The organism is Marinomonas phaeophyticola, assembly GCF_026966905.1.
Lineage (GTDB): Bacteria > Pseudomonadota > Gammaproteobacteria > Pseudomonadales > Marinomonadaceae > Marinomonas > Marinomonas phaeophyticola.
On record NZ_JAPUBN010000024.1, the window covers coordinates 83289 to 99550 of the forward strand.

A 16262-nucleotide genomic window follows, 5' to 3' on the forward strand; every position below is an offset into this window, starting at 1 on the left:
AACCAAGCTCTCAATACTTCGTAAGTGCTTGGTTTAAAAGAATGTCAAATATAGAGAGCTTAAATATGAACCTAGTCTACTCTGAATAATAAAGACTATTACAGATAAGCTTTTATAACATTCAAATGAATGAAACACCTAAAGAAAGAAAATTTGTTGTTACTTTCTGTTTTATGTATATTCAGATTTATAACTCTTAAAATAAGAACGCTATGAATGCTGAACAATTCAAATTACTTATAAAACAGGTAAAAACAGCAAAAAAATTGCCTGATGCGATCTATTTTCATAAAGATGCCTTTATTGATGTACCTGCTGACTTAGTCAAATTTATTAAAGTGGTCGCACAAGCCTTAAAAGTAAATGAAGAAGACTATGACCTTATAAAATTATTTAAAAATGAGTTCAGACTTTCTCTTTTAAGTTATCCTGCTTTCTATACAGATTCATACCCATCATTAAAACAAAGCGTCAGTGTCGACCTAGTAAAACTCAGTCATAAAGTCACTAGGTATGAAAATACTGACAACCCTCCTATTTTGCATCGCAAAGAAACCATGATTTCTCCTAGCAGCTCCTATTATCAGTTGTTCTGTGATATTACCAATGAAGGAGAACATGCAGGGTTGTATGAAAGTACACGCATGATAGGCTTTAAAAACTCATGGGAACGTTTAATAACTAAAAAGGGGTACGAACTTCTCGATGGGCGATTATTTCGCTGTTCAGCGATTCAGACGACAGAGAACAATAAAGTAATAGACCGTCATTTAACCGCGATTGTGCGCCATGAGCTTTCATCACCATTAAAAACACTCGCTAAGAATGGGTTTCTATCAGGAAACTATTCTATTTTTGATTATGGCTGTGGTCGTGGCGATGATTTAAGAGAGCTAGAGGCTCATGATATTGATGCTTTAGGCTGGGACCCAAACTATAGGCCAGATGCAGATAAAGTAAGATCTGAAATTGTAAACCTTGGTTTTGTCATTAATGTTATAGAAGATAGAGATGAGCGAGTTGAAGCATTAATTAGCGCTTGGGAACTTACTGAGAGACTGCTTGTTGTCTCAGCTATGCTAGGAAACGAGTCCCTCATCAGCCAATTCCAACCCTATAAGGATGGTGTAATAACTAGTCGTAACACCTTCCAAAAATACTATACGCAGGCTGAGCTTAAAGCCTTTATAGAGATGAGTCTTGATGAAAGTGCTATAGCCGTTGCGCCTGGTATTTATTACATATTTAAAGATAAACAGCTTGAACAACACTTTCTACAAAATAGACATCAACGTTCCTATAAGTGGCAGTACTTAACAGCGCCAGAACCTGTAAATGAAGAACAAGCTCGTATTTTATTCACTCAACATCAGGCACTTTTTGAATCCTTTTGGTTAGCCTGCTTAAAGTTTGGTCGCTGTCCTGCTAATAATGAATTCGCTCAAAGCGACAAAATAAAAGAAGTCATTGGCTCAAATAAAAAAGCACTGAAACTCATTTTAAACTGGTTTGAAAAGGATGAGCTAGCAACAGCGGAAACGATGAGAAAAGAAGATTTACTACTTTACTTTGCACTTGCCATGTTTGAAAAACGCAAGCCTTACACACAACAACCCGACGATTTAAAACGCGATATAAAAGCCTTTTTCGATACATACAAAATAGCGCAACACCAAGCAGCAGAGCTGCTCTTTCAGATAGCTGATAGTAAACTGATAGAATCTTTGTGTTTAGAGGCGGCAAAGCTATTACCTGCTAGTAAAATAGACTTCGAAAATGAACAGCCACATTCTCTGACCTTACATAAAGACTTTATAACATTACTACCATTAGTACTTCGTGTTTATATTGGCGCAGCACTACAAATGTATGGTGAGCTTGATGATATTCAACTTATTAAAATTCATATACATTCAGCTAAAGTAACACTGCTTGGTTATGAAGGGTTTTATGATACCCCTCTTCCACAGCTTAAAGAGCGTGTGAAAATAAAAATGGCAGATCAGGATGTAGATTTTTTTGATTACTTAGTTGAAGAAAAACGACCGCTACTACTTAATAAAATTGACTATATTGATGATACGTTTGAAGATTACAAAAAACAAAAGGCGTTTAATAAACGCCTTCAATTAGAACTCAGTAACTCCAGCAATACTGGTGAATTTTTAAACCAAGCTAGCCTTTATGCAATGTTAGAGACGAATCATATGTCGTTGAAGGGGTATCGCTTTTATCATTCCAATAAGTAATAACTAGTCCAACAAGCTCATCAAAGATATGAGGCTCTGTAAAACCTACTTGAATTGCGTGAGTTTCGCCTTCAGTTTTGACAATTCCATGACCATAGCCAAGCAAGTTTTCGGCTCCAGATTCGCCTAGTATTATTTCTGAGTTTTGATCTCTATCTACCTTAAGAGCTATCTTTGTATCTAAATTTGCCCTTAATAGAGGAAAGACCACATCAGCACTAGGACGCTGTGTAGCTAAAACTAAGTGCACTCCCGCAGCCCGTCCTTTGGAAGAAAGTCTAACAATAATGTCTTTGGCTTCTGCTTTAAAATCATTATCTAAGATCCAATCCGCCAATTCATCAAAGAAAACAACTTCTCTAGCCATCCTGGCATTTGGATACTTTCTATTATAAGCCTCAAAATCCTTCAGCCCTAGACTCATTAAATGCCTATAACGCTCATTCATTAAACTTTCTAACTCTTTGAGCCTCGAAACCGCATCATCTTTATCCAGAACTACAGGATGGGCAAGATGCGGAGTGTTTGAGTAGGCTGCAAATTCAACTTGCTTAGGATCAAAAAGTCTTAAATGTAAATTATTTGGCGAATTTGTCATTAGGAGATCAATAATCATATTATTCATCAATATAGACTTACCTGACTTAGTTTGACCACCTATTAATGCATGTGGGCTTGCGCCATCGAGTTTAAAAAACACTCCGTTTTCACTATATTCATCCTGACCCAACATAATTTTATTATTAAAATCATTTTTAATAGTGCTAATTCTAGAAACCAAAGTTGAATTAACCAATCTACCAAAATAAACAGTTTCTCTCTTTTCTCGATTGAAAATCAAAACCATTACTCCTGGTGCAGGATAAACCTGACGTAGAGATAACCCTACAACAGATAAAAAGTTGTCTTTTAACTTCAGAACCTTAGATGGGTTAAGGTTTACGTCTCCATGAAGTTTTATAACAATAGAATTAGGAGTAACAAACGTATCTGAAAAATTTGAAGGCAAATTTGCATGACCAAATATTTTTCTTATATTCCCCTTTATTGTAGAGATATCTAGTTCCTTTATTATCTCCTGACTAGTGTTAGTTTCTAAAAAATCAACACAAATTCTAATTAACTGCAAAGCATCACTATCATGTGAAGTAGGATCTTTTACGTTATTGGCTAAATGCATGCTTTCACTGCTTTCAACTGAGTTATCTGTTTCAGACACATTCTCTGCATTATTTTTAATCGTTGATAAGCCTAACTCTGCTGATAATGTTTTAGATGCCTTTTCGCGATGGTCGTCAGTAAGGCAATCTTGATTTTTCCTATTTAACTTCAAGGGAGTAAATTGACAATCATTGAATAAATTTACGGTTTTACTATGATCTAGTATCGAGTCAAAAATAGATTTTGTATCATCCGTACTAACCTTCAATTGAAGTAAATGTTTACTGTCGTAAACAGGATCAGAGGTAGTTTCCATATGAACATTATCATAATGGAATACTACAGAAATCCCAGAAACGTTTATTTTAACTTTACTTTTATCCAAGGATATTAAGTCTTCAAATTCAAACTCATTAGGAACAAATTTAAAATTACCTACAATAAATTCATAAAATTTATTTAACCAGTATTCAAAATCTAGATCTTGTGAAGAACTTAGCATTGAAGCAATCAAATCAACTGTAGATTTGATTTGTTTACACGACTTAGTAGATTGCTCCTCAGAGCCTTTAGTTAATTTAGATTCACTAATTATTAAGTTAATTTCTGCTGTACCATCTTCACCTTTTGAAATATAAATTCCCAGTAGATCAGAAAGATAATTAACAGTTCGCCCAATTGATTTAAATGCATCATCTTCTATTGATGACTTAAACCAAGTCAAGTAATCATCTAAGTGAACCCAAAAAATTGGTGATATTTTATCTTGACGCTCATAAAGAGCCTCTAAAAGAGAAGCAGCTCCAGCGGTTCCAACTAGATCGTGGGAGAAGTTTCCATTGCCTACAGACCTAAGTAATGTATCGCTGCTAAATGAATTCGATAAAGTAAATATTTTCTCTACTAAAGCAGGCACTTTATCTGGATGAACCAACTGCCACGATCTAAGGTCAGTATTTAAGTTTTTAGTAATATACTGAGTTTCTTTATCAGTAATAATAGCGAGGGAACGTTTACTTCCCTCACCCTGTATATATCTTAAGACCCTTCGGTTATTCGGTGTTTCTTCATTACTACATGCAGCTAAAGTCTCTTTGCTTAATAAGAAATCATAAATAACTAACCAATTACATTTATTCAACCCCTTTGAAATTTCTCCCTTCAATCCAGTTTGGCTAACTTCCCTACAAAAAGAAGAGTTTTCATCCAAATTATTAGACTTCATGAAAGCAGAATGAAAAATTTTTCCTGTTCTATCTAGGATATGATTATTCAAAGAAAATTGTGTTTTTCTAGAAACAGGATCTGAAGGTACTTTTCTAGAAGAGCAGAACTCCCAATTCAAACCTCCGAATTCTCTTTCTATATACTTAGGTGGGACAGTCGCAATTTTATTATGAGAAAATAAAGGATCAAAATTATAAATTAAATCTATTTCCCCATTTTCAACTTCATTAATATTGCTTACTATTTTAATAGTGATATTAGAATCTACTTTTGAAGAATCAAAACTTTCACAAATAGTTTGATAAATTGAATCAAGTGCACCTCTATCACTACAATTAAATGCTAGTGAAATAGACAATTCTTCCTCATGATTATCAGAAATCTTAAGAAGCTCATCATAAACAGCTAAGAGGTGTTGATATGAGAATAAGCCTATACATAAAATTTGTAGATGGTGTCTTTCGTTAGGATAAGTTTCTAAAAACTTAAACGCTGTAGCATTGATTACTGATTTTATTTCCGAATCACTTATAGCATTTTTCGAAGTGCTTAGCTTACCGAATTCAAAATACCCAGAATTAGATTTTGTAGAAACTAAATCTTCAAAAGTATTCTCTTTTGTTTTCTTTAAATAAAAGCTTTTCCCATTATTTTCCAATAGCTCTTTAAATAACTTTGCTAGTACACCATCACTTTTATTAGCAATACTTAATGTTCTTTCTTTATATTGCTTAGCTATGTTATTCAGCATCGAGTTTCTTTTAAACTGTGCTAAAAGACTGAAAGGAGACCAAGGTAGGTAAACACTGTAATTTGAATTTTCAGTAATGTTAATTGTATGAGCGGAAATCAACTCATAAACTAATTCGTTGGACTTTTCCTTATTAATATTTAATGAGTTAATACTATTAAGGAGAACTTCTAGGGCTTGCTCTAATTTTGTAAAGCTTCCACAAATGGGATGTTGAAGTAGCTCTTCGATAGAGTTTAACCATTCTGTTGTAAAGCTTTGGTAACTAGCCTGAATAAAATCAAACTCTTCACTATTCACGTATTTATGACTTTGAAGCTCCGATAACAAATCAAAAAACAAAGTAGATTCTTTATCCAACTTTCTCACTACAGCACCCTTTTTCATACTAGTGCTAACAGCTAAAAACATATGGATATTATTAATTGTCGGTATATTTTCAGATCTTTTTATAAAAAGTGGATCTAAAGATAATGAATGCCTATGAAAGAATCCTTTACGACCTGAGACTTTTTCATAATCTAAATATTTCGAAGACTCAAATCCAAAAGGGTTAAAAACCCACTTTAATTCCCAACTATCTATCGGAGTCTCATCTTCTTGTGAACGTCTAATAATTCGAAAATGAAGCTCGTTAGCAGCTTTTCCATCACCATACTTTCTGTTATTACGATCAACAGAGGATGCAAACTCGTCATTAAATGCCTTACCAAATTTAACTTTAAAGTTATCACCAAACATTGACCAAAAGTCCGCTAAGTCTTTATATTCATTATTAAAGTAATTTAAGGCGTACCAGTTTTTTCTTTCTAAGCTTTTTCTCGTTCTATCTTTTGCTAAACTCAACTCTACAATGTCATCACCGATATCTTTTAATAACAGAGATTTTGATAAGACACCTAAGACACCTTCAATCAAATCATTACATACATTTTCTTTTGAGTTAGTTATTTCTTTAAGCCAAGCTTTATCTAATTTGGAACTTTCTGATATATCCTTTGAATAAATAAAATAAAACTTTCGCAATTCATTTATATCGGGCTTTTGTGCAGGTTTATCAACTAAACCCAACAGCTCAGTGAAATCTTCTGACAGAGAAATATCATTATCAGCAAAAAAGGAAATTGTTTCTTCACCTAAATAAAATTTAGGTTTAACATTCTTTGCTTGAAGGACTGAACCGTATGGATATAAACAATCAAAATTATTTTGTAGCTCATCTCTTTGTGTCTTTTCATCGATTCTATTTCCTTGATAATAAGCTTCAAAATATTTATCTACTGTTTCACAGAATTCATTAAAATCGGGATCACTCTCCCTAATACTGTTTAAATTCTCTTTAATTTCATCAAGCTCAACTTCTTTATTTTTATGAATAGCCCTCCAAAATTCGATATCTTTCAATAAAGTTTTTGTGACTATGCTTCTAAAGATTCTTCTATACGCGCTACCAGAGGTTTTTAAAGGTAGAAAATCACTCAGCCGATTGATACCACCAAGGTTAATACAACTTTTCCCTAGGGCATCATAAAACAAGCCATCTTTTATAGTTGCCTTAATTACCCCCTCTATAAATGCATTTATTTTATCAATTTCAATAAACGGTCTGTTACTCCATTTGGAGTTTGTTAATTCGGAGACAAACCTGGCTAGCTCTTCAATATACTCATCTACGAATGCTTGACCATCTTGTTGTTGGTTTTTAGCTAATGCTACCCATCTTTTTAGTTCTGTTAGCTCAAAAACAGTACTCTGATCAATACCCGAAACTTGCTCAAGAGTTGGCTTTATTTCAGCAATAAACATTAAACAGAAAAAATTTCCTTCTCTGTTTCTTTCATGCGCAAGGTCTGCAAAAGTATACTTTTTAACATCAACATTTTGATAGTGTTCATGGTCTTCTACAGCAATAATAAAGCCGTCAGGAGATCCTATTTCAACAATAGGAAAATCACCAGATTCACTAATATTTAAAAGAATTTCTCGAACTAATCTAGTGTCAAATTCCTTTAAAATTAATCGTCCAGGGATACCATTACCACTATTTGAATTTAGCCAATCGTTATATTCTTTCTTGATTATCTCATAAAAATACTTTGCTAATGATCTCATACCGAGTCCTCCCTGTACGGATTTATTACGTAACTACATGCGTCAGATAAATGTCTTAACATTCCCATTTGATAGAGCAAACTCGCCAAGTTTTTTGAATTTCGATTTAAATCCCTCTGAATCAATTCACGTTCATTATCGGGTGAAGTATCTACATAGATTGAATACTGAACTCTTAGTTGTTTAACGAAATTACTAAACTCTACTCGTTTCTCATTCCCAAGAATGGTAACTACAAGAGAGTGGAGAAAATCTTCAGTTAAAACATATCTATAGCTACGAGTATTCTTTTTTGACAAAAAGCCAATTTGTCTAAAACAAACATTAGAGTAATTTGAAATATGGCTAGCTAAATAGGACTCAGCGTATGACAACTCTTCCTTAGATTTGTTTATCCTCTCAGTTTCTTCCTCTAAATCTATAACGTCTTCGTATAAATCTATTATTTCATCAGCTCGAAGTGTCAAACTTCTTTTTAACTTATTACGTTGTGCTGAGATACTCTGAATAGATGATTTTCGTATACTGTTGGTCGCCTTAGAAAGTACCTCGACAAGGTAAGAAGGTTTTTTCAATTCAGCCGGATTTGGGGATTTATGGTAAGTTTCACCTATAGATAGAACATAATTACCAATGTGATATCCTACCATATCAATCATAACTTTAACTTTATCTAACCTTTCTAGTTCAAGTGATAATACCTTTGAAAGATCATTCGCAAAGTCTGTAAAAATAGGAAGTTTTTGATAAGGTAAATAACCTAGATCTTTTCGGCTTTCCTCACGTAATTGAATCCTTTCTTCTTCACGAACTAAAAGGTTAGCTAGTTTTGCGAAAGAATTATCCTGCTTATCTAGCCATAGCTCAAAATACTTTTCTAACTCTCCACAAACTTCATTTCCTGCTCTACAAAGCATTAAATACGCTAATTCACCACCCCGACAAAAGAACCTTCTATCTTCTGTTGACTTTCTATTATCAAAATCACACCAAATATAGTCAGATGAAATCGGATAAATAAATTTTGATGTCCATCGTTTATTTGATAATGGGTCAAAAGTTAATGAGCTTAAAATTTTTATAGCATTATAGAAGCTTTCAAAAGAAGAAAAGCTGCTTTTCAAATGCTCTATATCCTCATCTTTAAATTGGAATAACTCGCCATTTATCCCTCTAAGATACTTGAATTGACGCTCCCACCTATCTTCCTCTGAAAGGTCTGAGTTAATGAGTGTTTCTAATATTTCATTCTGATAAATTAAAATTCTTAATTTAAAAAACTGCCTATGTTTAAAATATAGAGTTTTATTGTCTGGAGAGAAAATTGAGCTTATTAGCCCTGCGCGTTTAGCCTGAAGTTGGCTTTCAATAACGCATAATAACTCAAAGAAAATTATTGAAGGTGTTTGATCTGTTCTGAACCTATGTCCCCACATATTTTCAATAATTGGAATATGCTTGATTCCGTATTTTTTCATCAATTCTGAAGAGTATGTGTGTAAACTATCCATGATTCACCTTTAGGGTTGAGGTTCTAAACTCTCCATCCTTTATCGTATATGTTTCAATTCTTTTTCCACTTAATTTACTAGTATTGCTAATTTGTGATGCTAATTTTGATCTAAAAATCAGTAGTTTTTTGTAAAGTCTGGGGTTGGTTGTGTTTGGCGGGGACCCTTTAGATATTCTGTATAAAAAGTCAAATAACTCAACTGTCAAAGAAAGCTTCAAAGAAGTATTCCTATCAATATCAAATACAATAACAGGTTCAATTCGTGATCCTGTCAGCTCAAAATCACCTTTTACTTTAGTAATATAAATATCTCTATCTCTTATCTCATCTCCATGAAATATTGATATAGGCGTGATAGAACCTTGGTCTTTTTCTGGTATATAAAGTCGATCTTTACCTGTATTTTCAGAAATATACCTCCCATGAAAGATTCTATTAAGTGCTAATACAATGAGGGAGATTAAATCAATATTATGACAGTTATCGCGTTCTTGAAGCTCATCAAAAACCATGCTTTTGAAGTATGAAAAACTTGAAAACTTTTGTAAATCTAATGCCTTATTATCACCATTTTGATAACAATAAAGTTGGATTCTGGAGCGTCTAACAATTGCTCCCCATAATTCAGAATCAATATCCAAGTCATTAGCTTTTTTGGAATTAAATAAATCATTAAAGTCATCTAGAGGTATTGCAATTTTTCTTTCTGATTTATTTTTAAGATAATTATCCCAATGGTTTGTAGATAATTCACCGAACATTAATTTATTGATTTCAGAGTATGGTCTTGCATTGTTCATCTTATGCTGTCCAAGATTCATACCCCAAAAACCAACTTCTACTGTTGATTCGTAATCAAATTCATCAAAAGAATTAGCTTTGCTGACTCGCGTACAATTAAAAATAGGATAATTTGTATCTTTCTTAGTTGCTCTTAAATGCTTAGCCTTAGGAGTAGATGCTAAAATTGTATTAGTGGCTAAATTTAGTAACTCTCTAATTGTAAAGTGTTCGTTATTCAACTGAAGTAACAGAATAATATCACTTAAGTTATCCCTTATGTTTTTTTGCGTTTTTAAAAGGTTGTATTTGTTATAAATTGGGCAAGTAGTCGTAATCTTCCCTTCACATGAGTCGCAGCCTTCCCAACCAGAATGTTCGATAATCTCATCTAATATTAGAGAAAAATTTTCCTTTGCATTGAGCTTAGATAAATTAATTAGCTTAATTAGCTCTTGTTGCTCACAATTACTAAAACCAAGATTAATTTTGTCTTCAATGATCTCTTTTAGCTGAGAGGCTCTTTTTTCAGACTCTTCATTTTGAGAGGTTAAGATAAAATTGTCGATTTCTTCTACTAAAATCCCATCATTAACAGCAATTAGTATCGGTTTATTTGAAACACCATTAACTAAAACGTTTAATAGCTCTTGAATTACTAACGACTTCTCATCTTGCAATTCTGAAAAATCTTTGACTATAGTGCGTTCCGAAGAACAAAAATAGCTTTTAGCATTCCATTTATCCTCATCGAAGGAATCACCATCTATTTGTTTGACAATATCTCTACATAACTTAGTTTTTCCGTCACCGGCTGTTCCTGTGAGTATTATTACTCCGTGAGCATCTTCAGGTTCAAACTGCTGAGTAATTTGTTTTTGCCATTCAAATTGTATATCTAAGGGCTCACCAAGTCCTAAGCTTGATGCAACCTTTCTAACATATTCATCTTGAATCTGATTCTTTCCCTGACAATACCCCTCTAAATATTTAATCCACTTATTTTGCTTCCAAATCATAATTATCCCTATTCTGAATCTAAAACTTAATGCATTGCATAATATGGCGTCATAAACATATTAAATTAAATTATCAAGGGTTTAAATATAAACTTACACAGCCAATACTGTATATAAAAACAGTTAAACAAGAAAAATAGCTTTAATCAATCAACTTAACAATATATCATTGCCTCTGGACAAGTTCTCCAGGAGTAGTCTCAAGCATGAAAGCTAAATTTACAGGACATGACACCTTCCCTTTACGTTATGGATGGTTATTTAAAGCTATTAATCATTTGAATTCAAACGGCAAGTTTTCGAGCTCTGACGAAGAAAATATTCGTCATTCAATTGTTGAGCTAGGTGTCGGGAAAAATATGGTTAAGGCTATTCAATATTGGGCTGAATCAAGTAATATAATTAAAAATGAAAGAGAAAATGGCTCATATAGTCATGTCATATCAGACAATGGTGTATACCTTTTTGGTAATGGACTTGATGAGAGTGGAAAAGACCCTTACCTAGAATTAGCTGGTTCAATTTGGCTACTGCATTTTTGGCTAAATTTTAACAGAGATCAACTCACCGCTTACCGTTACTTTTTTAATTATGCGAATGTACAGCACTTTGAAAAATCAAAGCTTGTAGATGACTGTTACGAAGATGCAAAACGCTTAGTAAAAAATGAGATTGGAAATAGCTCTACAATTAAAAAAGATATCGATTGCTTTTTGAACACATACAGTAAAAAGCTTAACACCGGAACATCTAAAAAAAGTACTAAGGTGGATGAAGACCACTTTACCTCTCCGCTTTCAGAACTAAATTTAATACAAGAAAATGGGGGCGGCTTCTATATCAGCAATTTAAGTGAAAGGCCTGAATTGCCTGTTGAGGTTTTCACTTTTGCTTTATTGGAATTTTTTAAAATTGAAACAGAAGAGTCTAATGTAAGTACAATTGATTTTGATTCGTTACTCACTAAACCCTGCTCACCTGGAAGAATATTTCGTCTTTCAGAGTCTGGCCTAGGTCAAAAACTAGATGAAATTCAAGAATTTACAAATAAAGAAGTATCGTGGGTTGACTCTCTAGGGTTGAGGCAGGTAAACGTATCAAATACCGCTAAAAATAATACCATCAATTACCTAAATAACTATTATGGTAAGTACAATGTCTGACTCTATGATCTCAATAAATCAACGATATAAAAGCTCTACTCGCATCGATATTGATAGTCTCGATTTCAAACCTTTTATTGATGATTTTATCTTCCATGGTACAGCAATAAATACTCTTGACACTATTAGCAGGGAATATAACAGCAGTAGTCAACGCTCTTATACCATTACCGGTCCATATGGCTCAGGCAAATCAACTGTAGCGTTATTCTTATCTTGCCTGTTGTCCACTGACACAGAATTAAGAGAGCATGCATTACAGAAACTTATCAACTCTCAAGACATTATTACTAATCTCGAGCAGAAATTTAATATTACTCACGGGTGGAAAACAATAAATCACGTTTGTGGTCTTGAAGCACCTGCAAACAGTATTCTAGAAAGCCTACTCACTGCCTATAACATTCCCTTTAATTTAGAAGAAATTTCAATACTAAACGACGATGAATGTTTAACTAAAATCAAAGATCTTCTTCAAAGAGATACGGACGGCGAAGATGGCGTTTTAATTCTATTGGATGAAATGGGCAAAGCGCTAGATCATCAGTCTCGTTCAAATAAAGACCTTCATTTATTCCAGTCTCTAGCTGATATAGTACAGCAAGCTAAACACCCAGTTTTATTAGTCGGTTTTTTACATCAAGCTTTTTCTGAATATGCAAAAAATAAAGATCTTAAAACCCAACAAGAATGGAGTAAAGTTCAAGGACGCTATCGAGATTTAAGCTTTAACCCGTCAATTGATGAGTCTCTCATTCTAGTAGGCGATTCAATCCATCGGTCACCTAATATTACGCAGGCCATTAAGACTAAACATAAAAGTTTAGTTGACGTTGTTAGCTCAGCCTTCGCAAATCAAAATAGAAACGTTAACGCTCTCAGTAACATTCTTCCATTAGATCCTATTGTAGGGCTACTACTTGGCCCTGTTTCTCGTCGACGTTTTTCTCAAAATGAGCGAAGTTTATTTGGTTTTTTAGCGTCTCATGAAAAGTGTGGTTTTCGTGAATTTTTAGAAAACAACTATAAAGAAACTCATGAAGAGCTAAGCTTATACCGCCCAGAAATGTACTGGGATTATCTCTATCACAACTTACATCATCTTATTGTCACATCTCAAGACAGTAAAGCTTGGCTAGAAGGATGTGATGCGATTTATAGGGCCGAACAAAATGGTGATCAACTTCATATTCTTATTACAAAATTAATTGCCCTACTTACGATCTTTGGCTTTCATCATCAGCTCCATGCGAAGCGTGATTTTATTAAAGAGTACTTTGTTCATAGAGGCTTCAACTCTAACGACATTGAAAAAGCTATTACAGAATTAGAAACAAGCACAGTTATCATCTATCGTCAGAAACATGATGCCTTATTTATTTTTCAGGGCAGTGATATAGATATAAACAACCTCATAAATGAGAGAATCGAGTCCATCAGTCATGGTATTGACTGGACTGAAACCTGTAATATTCCACAAAGTATTTTAGCTACAGCGCATTATCACAAAACAGGCACAATGCGCTGGGCTACAACTAAGTTACTAAGTAAATTTAACGAGCAAACAATTGATAATATCGTATCAATACCAAAAACTGGTGAAGCTTTCGCGACGTTTATTTTATGTGCGAACGACTCTCTAGCTAAAACTATACAAGAATATGCAATCAACACTCCCTTTGCAGTGATAGGAACAGCTAAAGATCTAAACGCTTTAAAAAATTCAGCTATTGAACTAATCGCTTTAAAACAAATTATTAAAGAAGAGCAAAAAATATCTCACGACTTAATCGCTAAAAATGAGCTTGAAAATCGTATTAAGTTTACGCAAACAAACGTTGATGCAGCTTTACAAGATGCATATGCAAATGCAAATTGGACTTATTGTGCAAAAAAATTACCGTCTTCTCCATTAACTAAAATAGCATCTGATATTGCGGATTCCATATTTTTTAAATCGCCTTCCGTAATAAACGAACTAGTCAATCGCTCAAAACCATCAGGTAGCGCCAATAGCGCTATCCGTAAGTTAATGAATGCTATGTTTGAGTACGGTGACAAACATGATTTAGGTTTTGACGAAAAGACATTTCCACCAGAGAAAGGTTTATATTTATCATGTTTAAAAAGTAAGGGATGGCATTGTGAAACATCTGAAGGCTATTTATTTCCAAATAGTTGGAGTCACGATGCAATCGCAGCAAATCCAAAGATGCATGCATTATTTGAAAGTGGTTTCGAGTTTATAAAAAAACACTCTACTCACAAACAAGTAACAATGGCAGAACTTTATGACATGTGGATGCTACCGCCTTACGGGTTAACAGCGGGTCTTTGCAGGATTTATGGCTTAGCGCTTTTAAAAGCCCTTGAAGGCCAAGTTGCATTTTATGACTGGGACTCTACTAACCAGTTTATTTTTATACCTGAACTTGATGAAGAGCTAGTCAACAAAATATATAAGCATCCTAATGAAGCAGGTGTAAGGTATTTTGAAATTTCTGAAATACAAAGTCACCTACTTGATAATCTGGCACAAGCAACTCTTGGAGAGACTAAAAATGATGCCGTCATTTTAAATATAGCCAAACATATCGTCGGTATTGTTCATAAACTCCCTACTTGGGTTAAAAAAACCAGCGGTGAAAGTTTCACAAATAGCAAAGCAAACGGTCTAACAAAACAAGCAAGAGACTTTAGAAATAAAGTGATTGCAGCCAATGACCCATATAAATTAATACTTGATGACCTACCTGCAGTATTTGGTTTTCAGAAAGACGACCCTACTCTAGAAGATAAACTTGGTCACAATTTAAAAACTGCAATTGAGGATTTAAGTGCCCAACACGAAACATTACTTACAGGGTTTCAAGAAGTTATAAAGAACATGTTGGGAGAAGATTTTAACGATCAGTTAAAAGAACGCTGTAATTTTGTAGAAAAAATAGCTAAACGTCCAAAAGTAAAAGATTTAGCCAAACGTATATCACAATACATTGAAGGCAAAGCTAAATTTGAATTTGTGATCAATATACTGACAGGTGTCCCTGAACGAAATTGGACGGATAAATTTTTACGTAATGGATTCGACGAATTACAAAACTTGTGTGTACAATTTAGACGCATTGAGTCGTTTGGTAACTTACAAACACAAGGCACATCGAAGCCACTCTCATTTATTACCACCGATAAAAATGGCAATCATCAAGAATTCGGTAGTTTTATAAAACATAACTTAGATAATGATAGTGATGTGCAAGACGCAATAAATAGTATTAAAGTATCTATATCAAATATACCTAAAGAAAAGCAGCTTGCAGCACTGACGCACTTATTAGCTAACTTGATGGATCAAACAGAATCAGAGGTAATTGATGACTGAAAAAGTTAAACATGTATTGGGACTTTCTGGAGGCAAAGACAGTAGTGCCTTAGCCCTATTCGTTAAAGAGACATATCCAGAATTAGATGTAGAGTATTTTTTTACTGATACAGGCTATGAGCTACCCGAAACAAATGAGTTTATAGATCAACTTGAAGAAAAGTTAGGCTATATACACCGTTTAAATGCACGATCTTTAAATAATATTGAAGGACGTGGAGAAAAAGACTTCGCTCACCTTTTAAAAGAGCATGGGAACTATCTACCATCTCAACGAGATAGGTGGTGTACAGTTCAAATGAAACTAAAACCATTTGAACAATGGTTAGATAGTTTTATTAAAGACGGTTACAAAATAAAAAACTATGTTGGTATTAGAGCGGATGAGCCTGAACGCTCTGGTTACATGACGATAGAAAAACCCATTGAATCAGTCTTTCCATTCAGAGAGCATGGCATCGTAAGAAGTGATATTGAAAACATTCTTCAACGTAATGGATTAGAGCTTCCGGAATATTATAAATGGCGCTCTCGATCGGGTTGTACTTTTTGCTTTTACCAAAGAAAAATTGAATGGGTAAAGCTTATGGAGAAACACCCAGATTTATTTGAGGAAGCAAAAGCCTTCGAAAAAGGCGATGCTAACAATACAACAGTAGGAGAACGTTTTTATTGGATGGGACAAGGGCAGCCTCTTGAGACTTTAGAGGAACCAGCTGTACAAATACGCATTATTGAGAATCATGAGAAAAAAGTTGAACGCTTTAATAAGAAAAAGCGTCGCAATGCTCTTCTAGACGACAAAGAAGGTTATTGCGAATTCAGTGAGCTCGATGATATATACGATGAAGCTGAGGGCGGTGGGGCTTGTGTAACATGCTATAAATGATTAGGATGAATGTTGT

The 16262-nt window shown here is 33.9% G+C and carries 7 protein-coding genes; 4 read left to right on the forward strand and 3 right to left on the reverse strand.

The window, feature by feature from the left end; all coding sequences use genetic code 11:
* The first annotated feature begins 212 nt into the window (after nucleotides 1-212).
* A complete protein-coding gene (locus O1D97_RS18730) occupies nucleotides 213-2249 on the forward strand; it encodes a DNA phosphorothioation-associated putative methyltransferase (protein ID WP_269127727.1) in 2037 nt (678 codons plus the stop codon).
* On the opposite strand, the gene O1D97_RS18735 is transcribed toward O1D97_RS18730, so the two are convergent.
* The 3 genes from O1D97_RS18735 to O1D97_RS18745 are packed head-to-tail and all read right to left on the reverse strand — an operon-like array spanning nucleotide 2176 to nucleotide 10812.
* Entirely contained in the window at nucleotides 2176-7500 is a 5325-nt protein-coding gene (locus O1D97_RS18735; RefSeq protein ID WP_269127728.1) for an FtsK/SpoIIIE domain-containing protein, read from the reverse strand. The genes O1D97_RS18730 and O1D97_RS18735 overlap by 74 nt on opposite strands.
* On the reverse strand, nucleotides 7497-9011 hold the full coding sequence (locus O1D97_RS18740; RefSeq protein ID WP_269127729.1) for a methylation-associated defense system protein MAD7 family protein: 1515 nt from the start codon (nucleotides 9009-9011) through the stop codon (nucleotides 7497-7499). The genes O1D97_RS18735 and O1D97_RS18740 overlap by 4 nt, the downstream gene beginning before the upstream one ends.
* Nucleotides 9004-10812: a hypothetical protein gene (locus tag O1D97_RS18745; protein WP_269127730.1), complete on the reverse strand. Its 1809-nt coding sequence runs from the start codon at nucleotides 10810-10812 to the stop codon at nucleotides 9004-9006. The genes O1D97_RS18740 and O1D97_RS18745 overlap by 8 nt, the downstream gene beginning before the upstream one ends.
* A 206-nt stretch (nucleotides 10813-11018) precedes the next feature.
* On the opposite strand from O1D97_RS18745, the gene O1D97_RS18750 reads away from it, so the two are divergent.
* The 3 genes from O1D97_RS18750 to O1D97_RS18760 are packed head-to-tail and all read left to right on the forward strand — an operon-like array spanning nucleotide 11019 to nucleotide 16246.
* Nucleotides 11019-11975 (forward strand): DUF4007 family protein, encoded by a 957-nt coding sequence (locus O1D97_RS18750; protein ID WP_269127731.1) that lies wholly within the window; start codon nucleotides 11019-11021, stop codon nucleotides 11973-11975.
* Nucleotides 11968-15357: a DUF6079 family protein gene (locus O1D97_RS18755; protein WP_269127732.1), complete on the forward strand. Its 3390-nt coding sequence runs from the start codon at nucleotides 11968-11970 to the stop codon at nucleotides 15355-15357. Before O1D97_RS18750 ends, O1D97_RS18755 begins: the two co-directional genes overlap by 8 nt.
* The gene (locus tag O1D97_RS18760) at nucleotides 15350-16246 is read left to right on the forward strand and encodes a phosphoadenosine phosphosulfate reductase family protein (RefSeq protein WP_269127733.1); all 897 of its coding nucleotides are present in this window, start codon (nucleotides 15350-15352) and stop codon (nucleotides 16244-16246) included. Before O1D97_RS18755 ends, O1D97_RS18760 begins: the two co-directional genes overlap by 8 nt.
* The last annotated feature ends 16 nt before the right edge of the window (nucleotides 16247-16262 follow it).

Excerpts from the sequence above, each read along its gene's own strand:
- O1D97_RS18730 (WP_269127727.1), top strand. The coding sequence starts at position 213 with ATGAATGCTGAACAATTCAAATTACTTATAAAACAGGTAAAAACAGCA.
- O1D97_RS18735 (WP_269127728.1), bottom strand. The coding sequence starts at position 7,500 with ATGAGATCATTAGCAAAGTATTTTTATGAGATAATCAAGAAAGAATAT.
- O1D97_RS18740 (WP_269127729.1), bottom strand. The coding sequence starts at position 9,011 with ATGGATAGTTTACACACATACTCTTCAGAATTGATGAAAAAATACGGA.
- O1D97_RS18745 (WP_269127730.1), bottom strand. The coding sequence starts at position 10,812 with ATGATTTGGAAGCAAAATAAGTGGATTAAATATTTAGAGGGGTATTGT.
- O1D97_RS18750 (WP_269127731.1), top strand. The coding sequence starts at position 11,019 with ATGAAAGCTAAATTTACAGGACATGACACCTTCCCTTTACGTTATGGA.
- O1D97_RS18755 (WP_269127732.1), top strand. The coding sequence starts at position 11,968 with ATGTCTGACTCTATGATCTCAATAAATCAACGATATAAAAGCTCTACT.
- O1D97_RS18760 (WP_269127733.1), top strand. The coding sequence starts at position 15,350 with ATGACTGAAAAAGTTAAACATGTATTGGGACTTTCTGGAGGCAAAGAC.